This window comes from Geodermatophilus ruber, from assembly GCF_900114385.1.
Lineage (GTDB): Bacteria > Actinomycetota > Actinomycetes > Mycobacteriales > Geodermatophilaceae > Geodermatophilus > Geodermatophilus ruber.
In genome coordinates this window covers 1-16,179 of the sequence record NZ_FOSW01000002.1, presented here as the reverse complement: position 1 = coordinate 16,179, position 16,179 = coordinate 1, and the positions used below count along the sequence as shown (strand labels likewise).

Genomic DNA, 16,179 nt, shown 5'->3' with positions numbered 1-16,179 from the left:
CCAGGGCCGAGGACCCCGATCCGGCGCCCCCTGGCCGCGTGCTCGCGCGGGTTCAGTGGCGGGTCGCGATGACCGACGGAGTGGTCACCTCCTCCGGCGTCCGGGGCAGCACGGTCGCGAAGTAGGACTGCGCCGCCTCCTCCATCCCGACGTCGCGACCGGCGCGCTCGGACAGGAACCAACGGTGCTCGAGCATCTCGTGGAAGACCTCCGCCGGCGCCAGCCGGCCGGCGAGGTCCGGCGGGATCGCGTCGACGATCGGCTGGTACACCTCGGCCACCCAGCGGTGCCCGGCGACGGCCTCGGAGACCGTCCCGCCGGTCGTCTGCTCCAGGTAGGCCCGGTAGGCGCGGATGTCGTTGAGCAGCCGGCGCGCCTGGTTCTCCTGGACCTCCAGACCGGTCAGCCGGAACAGCTCCCGCCGGTTCTGCCCCGGCTCGGCGACGCGGGTCTCCACGCGCAGCCTCACCCCGCCCTCCGGGGTGGTGACCAGATCCACCTCGCCGACGTCGAAGCCGAGGTCGTTGAGCCGCCGCAGCCGGTCGGCCACCCGGAAGCGCTGCTCGTCCTGGCTGATGACCTCTTCCCGGGTGACCTCGTCCCACAGCGCCTCGTAGCGCGGGGCCAGGCTGTCGGCGATCTCGACGGGGTCGCAGTCCGGGGGCAGCAGCTCGCCGAACTGCAGGTCCAGCAGCTCCGCGCCCACCCGCTCCCGCGCCAGGTCGACGTCGTAGCGCCGCTGGCCGGGGCTGAGCCTGGGGTGGCGCTCCACCGTCTCGGCGTCGACCAGATAGGCCGCCAGGGTCCCGGCGTCGAGCCGGAAGAGGGTGTTGGACAGCGAGCAGTCCCCCCAGAACACACCTGCCAGGTGCAGCCGCACCAGCAGCACGACCATCGTGTCGAGCAGCCGGTCGGCCGAGTGATCCCCGTGCGGGCGGGAGAACAGATACCGGTAGGACATCGAGTACTCGAGGTAACGGGTGACCAGGACGGCGTCCTGCCCGCCGGGCCGGTCCACGCAGATCCCGAGCGCCGCGACCGCCGGCAGCCCCTCCTCCTCGAACTCGCCGAGCAGGGCGTACTCGTGCCGGGCTAGCGGTTCGGCGATCTCCTTCAGCGCGAAGACCTGCCCCTGCTCGGCGACGAAGCGCACGACGTGCCGGGAGATGCCCCGCTGGGGGACGTCCAGCAGCAGGCTGCGGTCCCACTCCTCGAGGGGCAGGTGCCAGGGCAGCGACAGCAGGCCCGCGCCGTCGGTGCCCGGGGGGCGGAAGATGTACCGCATCGCGAGCTCCGAGGGGTTGCCGGCAGCGGCCGTCGCCCGTGGCTGAGCGCCGGAACCGTCACGATCCCACGCCGGTGCGCCACCGCGCGCGGTCACGCACCGACGCGGGTTCGGCGACGCCGGTCACCCCAGCAGGGCGGCGAGCCGGGCGGCCGACGTCCGGCGGGTGCCGCTGTCCCCTGGCTGGAGGACCAGCGCGGCGAGCCAGCGGACCACCACCTCCGCCGCGACGCGGTCCGCGCGCAGCGCGGCGGCGATCCGGTCCCGCAGCTGCGCCCAGCAGGCGGGGTCCGCGGCGAGCAGGGCGACGAGCGTCTCCGGCTCCTCGACGGTCAGCCGGCGCAGCACCGGGTGGCCGGCGACCTCCTCAGCCAGCGCGTCCAGCGCGGCGGGCGGGGGCAGGCCGGCGGCGAGTGCGCCGAGCCGGTCCAGCTCGGCCGCGAGCAGCGCGCGGGCGACCTCGTCCTTGGTCCGGAAGTGGTTGTAGAGGGTCGCCTTGGCGACCCCGGCCGCCGCCGCGATCGACTGCATGGTGCTGCGGCGCACCCCCCGCTGGGCGAAGGCCCGGGCGGCGCCGGCCAGCAGCCCGGCCCGCGTCCGCCCCATGGCATTGCCGCTTCGGGTGTGCGCGCCGGGCACGTGGGCCGGTGGGGGCGGCACCCAGCCGGCATCCTGGGGGAGCGGGCCGACCGTCACCATGAGGCCCTGTCTGGCACCGCGGCCGGGGAGAGTCAAGGAGGCCGGCGGAGCGCGCCAGCCGTGTCGCGGCCTCAGGCGGCCAGCGAGACCGCCGAGCGCACGGTGGGGCGGGCAGCTCCGGACGCGCCGACGAGCGCCAGGGCCGGCTCGCCGGCCGGCTCCACCGGTGCGGGCTCGGCCGCGTCCGGCTCGGCCGCCGCCTGCTCTGCCGGGACCGGGCGGACGCCGCCGTCGGCGTGCCGCAGCTCCTGGCTCACCTCGGCCAGCAGGTCGGCGAGCTCCAGGTCGAGGGCGTCGCAGATGGACGCGAGCAGCTCGGAGGAGGCCTCCTTCTGCCCCCGCTCCACCTCGGAGAGGTAGCCGAGGCTGACCCGGGCGGCACCGGAGACGTCCCGCAGCGTCCGCCGCTGACGCAGCCGGTGGCCGCGCAGGGTGGTCCCGAGATGGGTGCGCAGCAGCGTCATGGCCGTCTCCTGTCCTGCTCGTGCGGGAAGCGGCGGCCTCCGGAGGGCCGTGCGCTCACGGTACGCGGAGCCACCGACGGGCACCGCGCCATCCCCGGCGCGTCCGCTCTGGGCGTAACGCCGCGGGCCGGGTGACTCTTCCGTGGCCCCGTCCCGGGCCCCGCCCTGAGCCTGCGAAGGGTGGGGAGGACGGTGTCCTCTTTCAGGCGGCGGCGTCGGTCCGCGGGCCCCCGGCCGGCCCCGCGGACCGGCGGGCGGCCGCGGCCCGCATCGCCCGCGCGCTCGTGCGGCGCAGGGTCAGTGCCCGGTAGACGTAGTCCAGCCCGGTGATCACCGTGAGCGCGAGGGCCACCCCCATGACCCACCAGCGCGCGCTGGCCAGGACGCCGGTCAGCGGGAGGATGTAGAGCCCGATGGCGAGCGCCTGGACGACGGTCTTGGCCTTCCCGCCGCGGCTGGCGGCGATCACCCCGTGCCGGATCACCCAGAACCGCAGCAGGGTGACCCCCACCTCGCGCACCAGGATGGCCAGCGTCACCCACCACGGGAGCAGGGACAGCACCGAGAGCCCGATCAGGGCCGTGCCGGTGAGCGCCTTGTCCGCGATGGGGTCGGCGAGCTTGCCGAACTCGGTGACCTGACCGCGCCGGCGCGCGATCATCCCGTCGTAGCGGTCGGTGATGATCGCCAGGCCGAAGAACAGCGTGGCCCAGTAGCGCCGCTGGTCGTCCATGCCGCCGTCGGCGAGCAGCAGGGCGGCGAAGAAGGGCACGACGGCCAGGCGCAGCACGGTGAGCGCGTTGGGCAGGTTGACCAGCCGCACCGACTGCGGCGGCGTCGCGGCCGGGTCCCGGGCAACCTCGCTCATACAGGTCACCGACCGGCCGGGCGGGCAGCCACCAGCGCGCTGGCCAGCAGATCGACTCCCTCGGTGCCGACGACCTCCGCGGCCAGCAGGTCGCCCGGTGCGGCGTCCGCGGGCACCCCGGTCACCGTCGTGGTGCCGTCGGCGTCCGGGTCCTGGTGCGCGGCATGGCCCAGCCAGGTGCCGGCGCCCTCCTCCGCGGCGAGGTCCTCGGTGAGCAGCACCTCGATCCGCTCGCCGATGCGGTCCTCCGCGCGCTGCGCGGTGAGCTCCTCGACCAGGTCGGTGATCCGCCGCACCCGGGCGTCGATCTCGGCCGGGTCGAGTTTGCCGGGCAGGCCCATCGCCTCGGTGCCCTCCTCGTCGGAGTAGCCGAAGACGCCCACGGCGTCCAGCCGGCCCTCGACGAGGAAGCGCTCCAGCTCGGCGACGTCCTCCTCGGTCTCCCCGGGAAAGCCGAGGATGACGTTGGTGCGGAAGCCGGCGGCCGGCGCGAGCGCGCGGGCCCGCTCGATGAGGGCGAGGAAGTCGTCGGTGCCGCCGAAGCGCCGCATCCGACGGAGCAGCCCCGGCGAGGAGTGCTGGAACGAGAGGTCGAAGTAGGGGGCGACCCCTTCGGTGCCCGCGATGATCTCCAGCAGCCCCGGTCGCAGCTCCGCCGGCTGCAGGTAGGCCACCCGCACGCGGGCGATGCCCTCCACGGCGGCCAGCTGCGGCAGCAGCCGCTCCAGCGAGCGAAGGTCGCCGAGGTCCTTGCCGTAGGAGGTGGAGTTCTCGCTGACCAGGACCAGCTCGGTGACGCCCTGGCTCGCCAGCCACTGCGCCTCCCCGAGCACCTCGGCCGGTGGGCGGGAGACGAACGACCCGCGGAAGGTCGGGATCGCGCAGAACGCGCACCGCCGGTCGCAGCCGGAGGCCAGCTTCAGTGCGGCGGAGGGGCCACTGGCCAGCCGGCGGCGCTGCAACCAGCCGTGCCCGGGGATGGCCGGGGCGTCCGGCGCGACAGCCGCGGCGGTGCGGGCCACCGGGCTGATCGGCAGGAGGGTGCGCCGGTCACGGGGGTCGTGCGGCACGAGCGGGCGGTCGGAGAGGACGTCGTCGAGTCGGTCACCGATCGCGGCGTAGTCGTCGAAGCCGAGGACCGTGGCCTCCGGCAGCGCGCCGGCGAGCTCGGAGCCGTACCGCTCGGCCATGCAGCCGACGGCGACGACCCGGGCCCCGGAGTCGGTCGCGGCGAGGATCGCGTCGACGGAGTCCTTCTTGGCCGACTCGATGAACCCGCAGGTGTTGACCAGGACGGCGTCGGCGTCCTCGGCGTCGTCCACGAGCTCGTACCCGCCGGCGGCCAGCCGGCCGGCCAGCTCCTCCGAGTCGACCTCGTTCCGGGCGCACCCGAGGGTCACCACCGCCACTTTCCGGGCAGGGTCGAGCGGAGCTGTCACCGGCCCATCCTAGTCGCCGAGATGCCGCATGCCGGGAGAACGGCGAGTGACTCTCAGCCCTCGCCGCCGCGAAGGGTGAACATGACCGACTCGAGCTCGTCGGGCTTGATCAGCACGTCGCGGGCCTTGGAGCCCTCCGACGGGCCGACGATGCCGCGGCTCTCCATGAGGTCCATGAGGCGCCCGGCCTTGGCGAAGCCCACCCGCAGCTTGCGCTGCAGCATCGACGTCGACCCGAACTGGCTGGTGACGACCAGCTCGACAGCCTGGATGAGGAGCTCCAGGTCCCCGCCGATGTCCTCGTCGATCTCCTTCTTCTCGCCCTCGGCGGCGCTGAAGACCTCTTCGCGGTACTCCGGCTCGGCCTGCCGCTTGGTGAACTCGACGACCGCCTCGATCTCCGAGTCGGAGACGTAGGCGCCCTGCACGCGCATCGGCTTGCCCGCGCCGATCGGCAGGAACAGCGCGTCGCCCATGCCGATGAGCTTCTCCGCCCCGGGCTGGTCGAGGATGACCCGGCTGTCGGTGAGGCTGGAGGTGGAGAAGGCCAGCCGCGAGGGCACGTTGGCCTTGATCAGGCCGGTGACGACGTCGACCGAGGGGCGCTGGGTGGCCAGCACCAGGTGGATGCCGGCGGCACGGGCCTTCTGGGTGATCCGGACGATCGACTCCTCGACGTCGCGGGGGGCGACCATCATGAGGTCGGCCAGCTCGTCGACGATGGCGAGGATGTACGGGTAGGGCCGGTACACCCGCTCGCTGCCCGGGGGCGCCACGATCTCGCCGCGCTCGACCTTGCGGTTGAAGTCGTCGATGTGCCGAACGCCGGTGGCCCGCATGTCCTGATAGCGCTGCTCCATCTCCTCGACCAGCCAGGCGAGCGCGGTGGCTGCCTTCTTCGGGTCGGTGATGATCGGCGTGATCAGGTGCGGGATGCCGTCGTACGGGGTCAGCTCGACCATCTTCGGGTCGATGAGGATCATCCGCAGCTGGTCGGGCGTGGCCCGCAGCAGCAGCGAGGTCAGCAGCGAGTTGACGCAGCTGGACTTACCGGCACCGGTGGCGCCGGCGACCAGCAGGTGCGGCATCTTCGCGAGGTTCGCGCAGACGAACCCGCCCTCGATGTCCTTGCCCAGGCCGACCAGCATCGGGTGCGGGTCCTGCTTGGCCACCTGCGAGCGCAGCACGTCGCCGAGGCTGACCATCTCGCGGTCGACGTTGGGCACCTCGACACCGACCGCGGACTTGCCCGGGATGGGGGCGAGGATCCGGATGTTGTCGTTGGCGACCGCGTAGGCCATGTTCTTGGTCAGCGCGGTGATCTTCTCGACCTTGACCGCCGGGCCCAGCTCGATCTCGTAGCGGGTGACCGTGGGGCCGCGGGTGAAGCTGGTGACGGCCGCGTCGATGTTGAACTGCTCGAGCACGCCGGTGATCGCCTCGATCGCCGTGTCGTTGGCCTTCGAGCCCTTCTTCGGCGGGTCGCCGGCGCGCAGCACGCCGACCGACGGCAGCGTGTACTGCCCCTCCACCGGCTCGATGCGCAGCTGCTCGGGCTCGGTGATCGGCTCGAGCTGCTCCGCCGGCGCGGTCCGGTCGACCACCGCCGGGCGACGGGCCGGGACCGGTGGAGGCGGCGGCTCGTGCCGCACCGCCTCCCGGGCGTCGTCGAGCGCGGCGTGATCGATGGCCGGGACGGTGTCGACCGGGCCGGTCTCGAGCAGGTCCTGCGACAGCGACGTGCGCCGCGACCGGCGGCTGACCGGCGCCGGCTCCTCCTCGTCCTCCCAGTCCTCGTCGTACTCGTCCGGCGCGTGGCCGAGCAGCCGGTCGGTGACCTCCCGCAGCCGCTCGGGGATCTGGTGCACGGGGGTCGCGGTGAGGACGAGCAGGCCGAAGAACGCCGTGAGCACGAGCAGCACGACGGCGACGACGCCGCCCACCCCGGCCACCAGCGGCGTGCCCGCGGCCCAGCCGACGAGCCCGCCGGAACCGGGCACCCCGTCGGCCGGGACGGCCGGGTTCCCGACGACGTGGGCGATGCCGAGCACCGCGGCGACGGTGCAGAGCCAGCCGATCGCCAGCCGGCCGCGGGCCTCCGGGCGGGGGCCGCGGCGGAGCAGCCGGAGCGCGGCGAAGAAGAGCAGCACGGGCAGGACCATGACGAGGGAGCCGATGACCCAGCGCACCGCGTCGGCGAGCGCGGCCCCGACCGGGCCGATGCCGTTGCTCCAGGCGGCGGCGCCCAGGACGACGGCCAGCCCGAGCACGGCCAGCCCGACGCCGTCGCGACGGTGCTCGGGCGCGAGCGGTTCGGCCTCCTCCGGCCGGGCCACCGACCGGGCCAGGCCGCCGGCGCCGCGAGCGAGCAGCGACCAGCCGCCGCTGACCACCCCCCACAGCCCGGGTCCGGTCTTCTTCGCGGCGGGCTTGCGGGCGGCGGGCTTGCGACCGCCGGCCGGGGCCCGCTTGGCGGGCGGGCGCTTCCGGGACGCGGTCGACCCGGAGCCGGAGCGGCCGCGCGCGGACGAGCGACCCGACGACCGGGTCGACGTCGTGCGAGCAGGCATGCGTCAGAAGGTAGTGGCCGGTGGCCGCTGCCCACGACAAGCGGAAGGACGTGTCCGCCACGTCCGCGTCGGGGTCGCGCCGGCCGTTCCCCCGCAGGAGCGGCCGCAACGGAGTGGATCCGTGCGGGTCACGCGCACGAATCCACTCCGGTCACACCTCGAGGACGGTGGGGATGATCATGGGGCGGCGGCGGTAGGTGTCCGACACCCACTTGCCGATCGTCCGGCGGATCACCTGGGACAGCCGGTGCGGATCGGTCTCGCCGTCTTCCAGCGTGCGCCGCAGGTTCTCCTCGACCAGTCGCAGCGCCTCGTCGAAGACCGCCGGGTCGTCGGCGAACCCGCGCGCGGAGAGGTGCACCGGGCGGACGATCGTCCCGGTGGAGGGCTCGACGACGACGGTGAGCGCGACGAACCCCTCGTCGCCGAGGATCCGCCGCTCCTGCAGCGACTCCTCCCCCACGTCGCCGACGTTGAGCCCGTCGACGTAGACATCGCCGACCGGCACGCTGCCCACGATCGCCGCCTTGCCGTCGAGGAGGTCCACGACGATGCCGTTCTCGGCCAGGATCACCCGCTCGCGGGCCATGCCGGTCTCCTCGGCGAGCGCGGCGTGGGCGCGCAGGTGCCGCCACTCGCCGTGCACCGGCATCAGGTACCGGGGCTTGGCCACGTTCAGCAGCGTGCGCAGCTCTCCGGCCGGCGCGTGCCCGGACACGTGCACCCGGGCGGTGTCCTTGTGCACCACGGTCGCACCGAGCCGGGCCAGGCCGTTGATGACCTTGTAGACGGCGGTCTCGTTGCCCGGCACCAACGACGACGCCAGGACGACGGTGTCCCCGGCCTCGATGGTGACCTGGTGGTGGTCGCCGCGCGCCATGCGCCCCAGCGCGGACAGCGGCTCCCCCTGCGAGCCGGTGCTGACCAGCACGACCTGCTCCGGCGGCATCGCCGTCGCCTCGTCGAGGGAGACCATCAGCCCCGGCGCGACCCGCAGCAGGCCGAGGTCGCGGGCCACGCCCATGTTGCGCACCATCGAGCGGCCCACGAAGGCGACCTTGCGCCGGTGGGTCTCCGCGCTGTCGAGCACCTGCTGGATGCGGTGCACGTGGCTGGCGAAGCTGGAGACGATCAGCCGCTGCGTCGCGCGGTCGAAGACGTCGTCGAGCACGTGACCGATGGCGCGCTCGGAGGTGACGAACCCCGGCACCTCAGCGTTCGTGGAGTCCGACAGCAGCAGGTCGATCCCCTCGGCGCCGAGCCGGGCGAACGCTCCCAGGTCGGTGAGGACGCCGTCGAGCGGCAGCTGGTCCATCTTGAAGTCGCCGGTGTGCACGAGGGTGCCGGCCGGCGTGTGCACCGCTACGGCCAGTGCGTCCGGGATCGAGTGGTTCACCGCGATGAACTCGCAGCGGAACGGCCCCGCGAGATGGTCGTCCCCGCCGGCCACCTCGACCGACGTCGGGTCGAGCCGGTGCTCCCGCAGCTTGGCCCGTACCAGGGCGAGGGTGAACCGGGAACCGACGAGGGGGATGTCCCCGCGCATCCGCAGCAGGTACGGGATGGCGCCGATGTGGTCCTCGTGCCCGTGGGTGAGGACGACGGCCGCGATGTCGTCCAGCCGGTGCTCGATGACGCCGAGGTCGGGGAGGATCAGGTCGATCCCGCGCTGGTCGGCCTCGGGAAAGAGGACGCCGCAGTCGATGACCAGCAGCTTCCCGTCGAACTCCAGGACCGCCATGTTCCGGCCGATCTCCCCGAGCCCGCCGAGGGCCATGACCCGCAGCCCGCCCTCGGGCAGGGGCGGCGGTGCCTTCCGGTCCAGGTGCGGTTGGGTGGCGCGGCTGCTGACCGGGACGTCGGTCACAACGAGATGCCTCCGGCGGCGAGGTCGGCGCGCAGCTGCACGACCTGCTCGGGGGTGGCGTCGACCAGCGGCGGCCGCACCGGTCCGGCCGGCAGCCCGAGCTCCCGCAGCGCCGCCTTGACCAGGATGACCCCCTGGGTGCGGAAGATGCCGGTGTAGACCGGCAGCAGGCTCTCGTTGACCGCCCGGGCCTTGACCAGGTCGCCGGACTCGACGGCGGCGACCAGCTCGGCCAGCCGCGGACCGACCAGGTGCCCGACGACGCTCACCACGCCGACCGCGCCGAGAGCCAGCAGCGGCAGGTTGAGCATGTCCTCACCGCTGTAGTAGACGAGGTCGGTGCGGGCGAGGGTCCAGGCGACCGCGCCGAGATCGCCCTTGGCATCCTTGACGGCCACGATCCGCGGGTGCTCGGCGGCCCGGACCAGCGTCTCCACCTCGATGGGGACGACGGTGCGCGGCGGGATGTCGTAGAGCATCACCGGCAGGTCGGTGCTGTCGGCCACCGCGGTGAAGTGGCGCAACAGCCCGGCCTGCGGCGGCTTGTTGTAGTACGGGGTCACGACCATCAGGCCGTGCGCGCCCAGGCGTTCGGCCTCGTGCGCCTTGTCGATGGTGTGCGCGGTGTCGTTGGTCCCCACACCCGCGACGACGGTGGCGCGGTCGCCGACCGCGTCGAGCACCACCTCCAGCAGGGCTCGCTGCTCGCCGTCACTCAGGGTCGGGGACTCCCCGGTCGTCCCGGCGACGACCAGGCCGTCGTGGCCGGCGCGGTCCACCAGGTGGGCGGCCAGCTCCTGGGCCCCGGCGAGGTCGAGCGAGCCGTCCTCGGTGAACGGGGTGACCATCGCGGTGAGGACGCGCCCGAAGGGCCGGGCGGGGTCGGCGGTCATACGGAGAATCTACCGACCCGCTCCCGGCACCGATCCGGGTTCGGCTCCCGGCCGCTCGTACTCCGACACCGCGTACCGCAGTCCGGTCGTGGACGTCGCCCAGCCCTCCCCCGGGGTCCGGGCCACCCGCCGCCACCCGGGGCCCAGGGCCGGCGCCCAGGTGTCCCCGGTGACCCGGGTGTCGACCTCGGTGACGACCACGCGGTCGGCGTGCGGCAGGAAGGCCGCGTACACGCTGCCGCCCCCGATGACCCACGCATCGGGATGGCCGGCCAGCACCTCGGTCACCGAGCCGGCGACGTGGGCCCCCTCGGCCGTCCAGGCCGGGTCGGTGGTCAGGACGACGTTCGTGCGGCCGGGCAGCGGGCGGAACCGGTCGGGCAGCGACTCCCAGGTGCGCCGCCCCATGACGACGGTGGCGCCCATGGTGCGGTCGCGGAACAGCCGGAGGTCCTCCGGCAGGTGCCAGGGCAGACCGCCGTCGAGGCCGATCACCCCTCCCTCTGCCTGGGCCCAGATCAGCCCGACGCTCACACCGCCACCGCGCCCCGGATGGCCGGGTGGTGCCGGTAGTCCTTCAGCGTGAAGTGCTCGTAGGTGTAGTCGAACAGCGAGGGCGCAGGGGCCAGCTCGAGCGTGGGGAAGGGCAGCGGCTCGCGCGAGAGCTGCTCCTCCACCTGGGCGACGTGGTTGCTGTAGACGTGGCAATCCCCGCCCACCCAGATGAACTCCCCGGGCGCCAGGCCGACCTGGTCGGCCACCATGCGGGTGAGCAGCGCGTAGCTGGCGATGTTGAACGGCACGCCGAGGAACATGTCGGCGCTGCGCTGGTAGAGCTGGCAGGAGAGCCGGCCGTCGGCCACGTAGAACTGGAACAGCGCGTGGCACGGGGCCAGGGCCATCTCCGGCAGGGCGGCGACGTTCCACGCCGAGACCAGCATGCGACGGGAGTCCGGGTCGGTCCGCAGGGTCTCGAGGACCGCGGAGATCTGGTCGATGTGCGTGCCTTCGGGTGTCGGCCAGGAGCGCCACTGGACGCCGTAGACGGGGCCGAGGTCGCCGTCGGGGGTGGCCCACTCGTCCCAGATGGTCACCTTGTGGTCCTGGAGCCACTGCACGTTGCGGTCGCCGCGGAGGAACCACAGCAGCTCGTAGGCGATCGACCGGAAGTGCACCTTCTTCGTCGTCACCAGGGGGAAGCGCTCGGACAGGTCGTAGCGCAGCCGCTCGCCGAAGAGGCTGACCGTGCCGGTCCCGGTGCGGTCCTGCTTGGGCGTGCCCTGCTCCAGGACCCGGCGGAGCAGGTCCTCGTACTGCGTGTCGACCCGGCCGTCGGTAGCGCTTCCCACGCGCCCGAGAGTACGGCCGCCCGTCGAGCCGGCCGTGTGCCCATCGCTCCTACCCCACCGGTCAGACTCGTCACCGTGGAGTGGTGGAGCACGCTGGCCGCGGTCGTCGGCGGGCTGCTGCTCCTGTGGGTGATCCTGCTCGCGCTGCTGTGGCGGGCCCGCCCATCGGAGCTGACCGTCCGGGAGGCGCTGCGGCTGCTGCCGGACCTGGTGCGCCTGATCCAGCGCCTCGCCGGCGACCGCACGCTCTCCCGCGGGGTGCGGCTGCGACTGTGGCTCCTGCTGGCCTACCTCCTGTCGCCGATCGACCTCGTGCCCGACGTCGTACCGGTGCTCGGCTACGCCGACGACGTCGTGGTGGTGGCGCTCGCGCTGCGCTCGGTGGTGCGAGCGGCGGGCGTGGCGGCGGTGCAGCGCGCGTGGCCTGGCGGGGCCGCCGGTCTCGCCGTCATCTGGCGCCTCGCCGGCCTCCCCGAGGCCGACGCCACCCCCTCTTGAGCCAACGCCAGGATGGCGCCATCATGACGCCATGGCGGCGCTGGACCTCTCCCCCCATGTCGAGGCGCTGCGCGCATCCCTGACGGCGGTCGCCGCGGCCGGCACCGAGCAGACCCGGGAGACCGCCATGCTGCTGGCCACCAGCATGGAGCCGGCGGTCCGCCTGGTGCTGCTGGACGTGCTCTCCGCCATGGCAGCGGGGGTGACCGCGGCCTGGGACGGCGGCGAGATCGACGTCCGCCTGCGCGGTGGCGAGCCGGAGGTGGTCGTCGTCCCCGCGGCGCCCACCCCACCGGTGGACGAGGCCGACGCTGACGCGGCGCTCGCCCGGATCAGTCTCCGGCTGCCGGAGCCGCTCAAGGCTCGCGCCGAGCAGGCCGCCGCGGCCGATGGCACGTCGCTCAACACCTGGCTGGTCCGGGCCGTGGGGGCCGCGCTCCGGGAGCCCGGCCACGGAGCCCCGCTCCGCGGCCCGCGGCGCTTCTCCGGCTTCGCCCGCAGCTGAACGAACCCCGTGGAGGCCGCCATGCCCGTCCGGAAGCGCTCCCGCGCGTCGGTCGACGTCCCCCCGGACATCGAGGTCCGCAACCCCGCCGGGTCGGTCACCGTCGAGGCGGTCGAGGGCGCCACGGAGCTGGAGGTCCGCGTCGAGGCGCTCGACGCCGCGGCCGCGCAGTCGCTCGACCGGGTGGAGATCGACCTGGCGGAGACCGGGCCCGACCAGCTCGGCCGGCCCGTCCGGTTGCGGGTCCGGGCGCCCGCGCGGCACCTGTTCGGCACGCCGCGCTTCGCCGTGTCGGTCAGGACGCCCGCGGGTGCGGCGGTGCACGCCGCGGTGGCCTCGGCCTCCGCCGAGCTGCGCGGCCGGTTCGGCCGGGTCGGCGTCACCTCGGCCAGCGGGGACGCCGAGGTCGAGCGGTGCGCGCAGCTGCAGCTGCGCTCCGCCAGCGGCGACGCCCGGATCGGCACGGTGGATGGTCCGGCGACGATCGGGACGGCGTCCGGGGATCTGCGGCTGACCTCGGCCGGCGGCCCGGTCGAGGTCCGGACGGCCTCCGGGGACGTCGAGATCGGCACGGCGGCGGGGAACGTCTCGGCCCGGACGGCCTCCGGTGAGGTCACCGTGGGCCAGGTCGCCGCCGGCAGCGTCCGGCTGACGACCGTCTCGGGCGATGTGACGGTGGGCGTGGCCCCGGGGCTCCGCGTCTGGCTCGACCTCGCCAGCGTCTCCGGCCGGATGGCGTCCGAGCTCGCCGACGACGACTCCTCCGGAGCGGGGCCGGCGGAGCTGACCGTGGCCGCCCGGACGGTCTCCGGGAACGTGCGCATCCGGCGGACCGCACCGGCCGGCTGACGCTACCGACGCATCAGCCCAGCGCGGCACCGAGGTCGGCCGCCAGGTCACCGCGGTCGGCGACGGCGACCGCGTCCAGCTCGAGCCAGCCGGCCATCAGCGCCAGCTCCTCGGCGAGCGCGGCGGCCACCTCCGCGCGGTGCACGCCGTCCTCGGCGAAGGCGGACTGCACCCGCAGCACGCCGGCCGGCCGGTCGGCCTTGAGGTCGACCCGCGCGACCAGCCGGTCACCGAGGAGGAGGGGCAGGACGTAGTAGCCGTGCACCCGCTTGGACGCCGGGGTGTAGATCTCCAGGCGGTAGCGGAAGCCGAAGATGCGCTCCACCCGCGGCCGCTCCCAGACCAGGGAGTCGAACGGGCTCAGCAGGGCGCGGGCCCGGATCCACCGGGGACGGCGGGCCTCCGGGTGCAGCCAGGCGGGCGCGCCCCAGCCGGCGACCTCGACCGGGAGCAGCTCCCCGGCGCCGGCCAGTTCGGCGATCGCCGCGCGGGCGACCGCGGGGCCGAGCCGGAAGTAGTCCCGCAGGTCGCGCTCGGTGGCGACCCCGAGGGCCCGGGCGGCCGTCCGGACCAGCTCCCGCACCGCGTCGGCCGGGTCGGGGGTGGGGGCGGACAGCACCGCCGGCGGCAGCACGCGCTCGGCGAGGTCGTACACCCGCTCGAACCCGGCGGTGCGGCCACGCGTGGTCAGGACCCCGGTGTAGAAGAGCCACTCCAGCGCCGTCTTGCCGGCGTGCCAGTTCCACATGGCCCCCGGGCGGTCCGGACGCGGCTCGGCCAGGTCGCTCGCCCTGAGCGGGCCGCCCTCCCGCACCCGGTCGAGGATCTCCGCGACGTAGCCCGGGCGCTCGCGCTGGATGCGCACCATGGACCCCCAGGCATGCTCCTCGGCTGCCGCCATCCGCCACCGCAGGTGCGGATGCAGCCACACGGGGAGGAACGACGCCTCGTGCGCCCAGTACTCGAAGAGCTCCCCCCGGCCGTCGGCCAGCTCGTCCAGGACGGCCCGGCGGTAGGGGCCCAGCCGGCTGAACGCGGGAAGGTAGTGCGCCCGGGAGAGCACGTTGACCGAGTCGATCTGCAGGACGCCCAGCCGGGCGGCCATCCGGCGCAGGTGCCGGCGGTCCACCCCGCCGGAGGGGCGGCTGTCGGCGAAGCCCTGGGCGGCCAGCGCGATCCGCCGGGCCAGGGCGGCCGGCAGCCGGTCGACGACGCGAGCAGTCACGGTCCGCGATCCTGCCTGCCGGGTCCGACTGCCGCCGCAGCCCCCTAGGCTCGGCAGCGTGGAGCCGACCGCACCGTTCCCCCGGAGATCGGGCACGGCCGAGGTCTCGGTCCGTCCCGCGCGCGCCGAGGACGCCGGGGAGGTCGCCCGCATCCAGGCCGTCACCTGGCGGACGGCCTACCGCACCCTCCTCCCCCCGGACGTCCTGGACGGCTGGGACGAGGAGGCGGCCGCCGACGCGTGGCGGACGGCGGTGGTCTCGCCGCCGACTCCGGCGCACGGCGTGCTGGTGGCGCTGGAGCGTGACGCCCCGGTGGGCTTCGCTGCCTACGGGCCGGCGGGACCGGATGCCGGCGCCGCGCCGCGGCCCGGCGGGGCGGCCACGGAGATCGCCACCCTGCTGGTCGACCCCCGATGGGGACGGCGAGGCCACGGCAGCCGCCTGCTCGCCGCCGTCGTCGACCTGGCACGGGCCGCCCACGTGACACGGCTGCAGGCGTGGCTGCCGGAGGAGGACACCGCGTCGGCACGCTTCTTCGGGTCCGCGGGCTGGGCGCCGGAGGGCTGGGTGCGCACGCTCGACACCGGCGCCGTCCCGTTGCGGGAGACTCGCTGGTACACGCTGATCGAGGAGGCGGACGACAACCCATGACCTTCGCAGGCTTCCCCGACGAGGGGCTCGTCTTCTACGAGGGCCTGGAGGCGGACAACAGCAAGACGTACTGGACCCGCCACCGGCCCGACTACGAGGCCCACGTCCGGGCACCCCTGCAGGCCCTGGTCGACGAGCTGGCCGACGAGTTCGGCGCCGCCAAGATCTTCCGCCCGTACCGCGACGTCCGGTTCAGCCACGACAAGACGCCCTACAAGACCCATCAGGGGGCGGTCGTGAACCCCGACGGGCGGGGAGCGGGTGGGTGGTACGTCCAGCTCTCCGCCGACGGCCTCATGGTGTCCGGTGGCTCCTGGCGGCTGGAGTCCGACCAGGTGGCCCGCTACCGCCGCGCGGTCGCCGACGAAGTGCAGGGCGGGCGCCTGCAGAAGGAGGTGGACCGGCTGTCCGCCGCCGGTTGGGACACCGAGGGCGAGCGACTCACCCGCGTGCCGGTCGGCTTCCCCGCGGACGCCGAGCGCGCCGACCTGCTCCGTCACAAGTCGCTGCACGCGACCCGGCGCTGGATCCCGGCCGACTGGCTGCATGACCGCCGCGCGCTGGACGAGGTGCGGAACGCCTGGCGGGACGTGACCGCCCTCAACGCCTGGCTCGCCGACAACGTCGGGGCCACCACCAAGGAACCGCGCTCCCGCCGCTGACCCCGCCGGGCTTTCTGCGCGGAGGCCTGTCTGCCGGCCCGTCCCGGGTACGGGACCGGGTTGCCGGGCGGACCTCCGGGGCCGAGAGCCCGGGCGCGCGGTTGCGCGGGGCGACGGGCTGGGCGGGATGCGGACAAACGCCACGGGCCCCAGCCGGATGGCTGGGGCCCGTGGGGAATGGTTGTCCGGCGGCGTCCTACTCTCCCACCCCGTCTCCGGGGCAGTACCATCGGCGCTGAGAGGCTTAGCTTCCGGGTTCGGAATGAGACCGGGCGTTTCCCTCTCGCCATGGCCGCCGTAACGCTGTGAACATGTCGAACCGGAGACCGGTTCGTGCGTTCAGAACCGCACAGT

At 74.3% G+C, this 16,179-nt stretch carries 16 protein-coding genes and 1 rRNA gene; 5 read left to right on the top strand and 12 right to left on the bottom strand.

The genetic code is table 11. From position 1 onward, the window contains the following. Positions 1-52: 52 nt before the first annotated feature. From BMZ50_RS02865 to BMZ50_RS02820, 10 genes are all read right to left on the bottom strand, one after another. Positions 53-1,285 (bottom strand): DUF4032 domain-containing protein, encoded by a 1,233-nt coding sequence (locus BMZ50_RS02865; RefSeq protein WP_091321102.1) that lies wholly within the window; start codon positions 1,283-1,285, stop codon positions 53-55. 123 nt (positions 1,286-1,408) lie between these two features. Next, positions 1,409-1,984, bottom strand: a complete 576-nt coding sequence (locus BMZ50_RS02860) for a TetR/AcrR family transcriptional regulator (protein ID WP_245753309.1) — start codon at positions 1,982-1,984, stop codon at positions 1,409-1,411. A 71-nt stretch (positions 1,985-2,055) separates the two neighbouring features. Continuing rightward, on the bottom strand, positions 2,056-2,448 hold the full coding sequence (locus BMZ50_RS02855) for a helix-turn-helix domain-containing protein (protein ID WP_091321098.1): 393 nt from the start codon (positions 2,446-2,448) through the stop codon (positions 2,056-2,058). A 202-nt stretch (positions 2,449-2,650) separates the two neighbouring features. Next, complete coding sequence (pgsA, locus tag BMZ50_RS02850) at positions 2,651-3,316, bottom strand: CDP-diacylglycerol--glycerol-3-phosphate 3-phosphatidyltransferase (protein WP_091321096.1); 666 nt, start codon at positions 3,314-3,316, stop codon at positions 2,651-2,653. A 5-nt stretch (positions 3,317-3,321) separates the two neighbouring features. Then, complete coding sequence (rimO, locus tag BMZ50_RS02845) at positions 3,322-4,755, bottom strand: 30S ribosomal protein S12 methylthiotransferase RimO (RefSeq protein WP_091321093.1); 1,434 nt, start codon at positions 4,753-4,755, stop codon at positions 3,322-3,324. Between the two features lie 53 nt (positions 4,756-4,808). After that, positions 4,809-7,325, bottom strand: a complete 2,517-nt coding sequence (locus BMZ50_RS02840; protein ID WP_091321091.1) for a DNA translocase FtsK — start codon at positions 7,323-7,325, stop codon at positions 4,809-4,811. 151 nt (positions 7,326-7,476) lie between these two features. Next, complete coding sequence (locus tag BMZ50_RS02835; protein ID WP_091321089.1) at positions 7,477-9,192, bottom strand: ribonuclease J; 1,716 nt, start codon at positions 9,190-9,192, stop codon at positions 7,477-7,479. Further along, a complete protein-coding gene (dapA, locus tag BMZ50_RS02830) occupies positions 9,189-10,085 on the bottom strand; it encodes a 4-hydroxy-tetrahydrodipicolinate synthase (protein ID WP_091321088.1) in 897 nt (298 codons plus the stop codon). The genes BMZ50_RS02835 and dapA overlap by 4 nt, the downstream gene beginning before the upstream one ends. A gap of 9 nt (positions 10,086-10,094) precedes the next feature. Beyond that, positions 10,095-10,619, bottom strand: coding sequence for a dihydrofolate reductase (locus BMZ50_RS02825; protein ID WP_091321086.1), 525 nt, complete (start codon positions 10,617-10,619; stop codon positions 10,095-10,097). Continuing rightward, positions 10,616-11,434: a thymidylate synthase gene (locus BMZ50_RS02820; protein WP_091321084.1), complete on the bottom strand. Its 819-nt coding sequence runs from the start codon at positions 11,432-11,434 to the stop codon at positions 10,616-10,618. The genes BMZ50_RS02825 and BMZ50_RS02820 overlap by 4 nt, the downstream gene beginning before the upstream one ends. Positions 11,435-11,509: 75 nt before the next feature. On the opposite strand from BMZ50_RS02820, the gene BMZ50_RS02815 reads away from it, so the two are divergent. From BMZ50_RS02815 to BMZ50_RS02805, 3 genes are read left to right on the top strand one after another with little or no spacing between them, the layout of a single operon-like run. Next, a complete protein-coding gene (locus BMZ50_RS02815; protein WP_091321082.1) occupies positions 11,510-11,932 on the top strand; it encodes a YkvA family protein in 423 nt (140 codons plus the stop codon). Positions 11,933-11,963: 31 nt separating this feature from the next. Then, complete coding sequence (locus tag BMZ50_RS02810; RefSeq protein ID WP_218146069.1) at positions 11,964-12,437, top strand: toxin-antitoxin system HicB family antitoxin; 474 nt, start codon at positions 11,964-11,966, stop codon at positions 12,435-12,437. 21 nt (positions 12,438-12,458) lie between these two features. After that, on the top strand, positions 12,459-13,286 hold the full coding sequence (locus tag BMZ50_RS02805) for a DUF4097 family beta strand repeat-containing protein (protein WP_091321080.1): 828 nt from the start codon (positions 12,459-12,461) through the stop codon (positions 13,284-13,286). 13 nt (positions 13,287-13,299) lie between these two features. On the opposite strand, the gene BMZ50_RS02800 is transcribed toward BMZ50_RS02805, so the two are convergent. Beyond that, complete coding sequence (locus tag BMZ50_RS02800) at positions 13,300-14,511, bottom strand: winged helix-turn-helix domain-containing protein (RefSeq protein WP_091321077.1); 1,212 nt, start codon at positions 14,509-14,511, stop codon at positions 13,300-13,302. 58 nt (positions 14,512-14,569) lie between these two features. Here BMZ50_RS02800 and BMZ50_RS02795 point away from each other — a divergent pair, with 58 nt between their 5' ends. Further along, on the top strand, positions 14,570-15,163 hold the full coding sequence (locus tag BMZ50_RS02795) for a GNAT family N-acetyltransferase (RefSeq protein WP_091321075.1): 594 nt from the start codon (positions 14,570-14,572) through the stop codon (positions 15,161-15,163). Further along, complete coding sequence (locus BMZ50_RS02790; RefSeq protein ID WP_091321073.1) at positions 15,160-15,825, top strand: DUF2461 domain-containing protein; 666 nt, start codon at positions 15,160-15,162, stop codon at positions 15,823-15,825. Before BMZ50_RS02795 ends, BMZ50_RS02790 begins: the two co-directional genes overlap by 4 nt. A 183-nt stretch (positions 15,826-16,008) precedes the next feature. On the opposite strand, the gene rrf is transcribed toward BMZ50_RS02790, so the two are convergent. Further along, positions 16,009-16,125 (bottom strand): 5S ribosomal RNA (gene rrf, locus BMZ50_RS02785). Between the last annotated feature and the right edge of the window lie 54 nt (positions 16,126-16,179).

Bases quoted from the DNA above. Each gene is read 5' to 3' on its own strand.
- BMZ50_RS02865 (WP_091321102.1), bottom strand. From the start codon at position 1,285: ATGCGGTACATCTTCCGCCCCCCGGGCACCGACGGCGCGGGCCTGCTG.
- BMZ50_RS02860 (WP_245753309.1), bottom strand. From the start codon at position 1,984: ATGGTGACGGTCGGCCCGCTCCCCCAGGATGCCGGCTGGGTGCCGCCC.
- BMZ50_RS02855 (WP_091321098.1), bottom strand. From the start codon at position 2,448: ATGACGCTGCTGCGCACCCATCTCGGGACCACCCTGCGCGGCCACCGG.
- pgsA (WP_091321096.1), bottom strand. From the start codon at position 3,316: ATGAGCGAGGTTGCCCGGGACCCGGCCGCGACGCCGCCGCAGTCGGTG.
- BMZ50_RS02840 (WP_091321091.1), bottom strand. From the start codon at position 7,325: ATGCCTGCTCGCACGACGTCGACCCGGTCGTCGGGTCGCTCGTCCGCG.
- dapA (WP_091321088.1), bottom strand. From the start codon at position 10,085: ATGACCGCCGACCCCGCCCGGCCCTTCGGGCGCGTCCTCACCGCGATG.
- BMZ50_RS02810 (WP_218146069.1), top strand. From the start codon at position 11,964: ATGGCGGCGCTGGACCTCTCCCCCCATGTCGAGGCGCTGCGCGCATCC.
- BMZ50_RS02805 (WP_091321080.1), top strand. From the start codon at position 12,459: ATGCCCGTCCGGAAGCGCTCCCGCGCGTCGGTCGACGTCCCCCCGGAC.
- BMZ50_RS02790 (WP_091321073.1), top strand. From the start codon at position 15,160: ATGACCTTCGCAGGCTTCCCCGACGAGGGGCTCGTCTTCTACGAGGGC.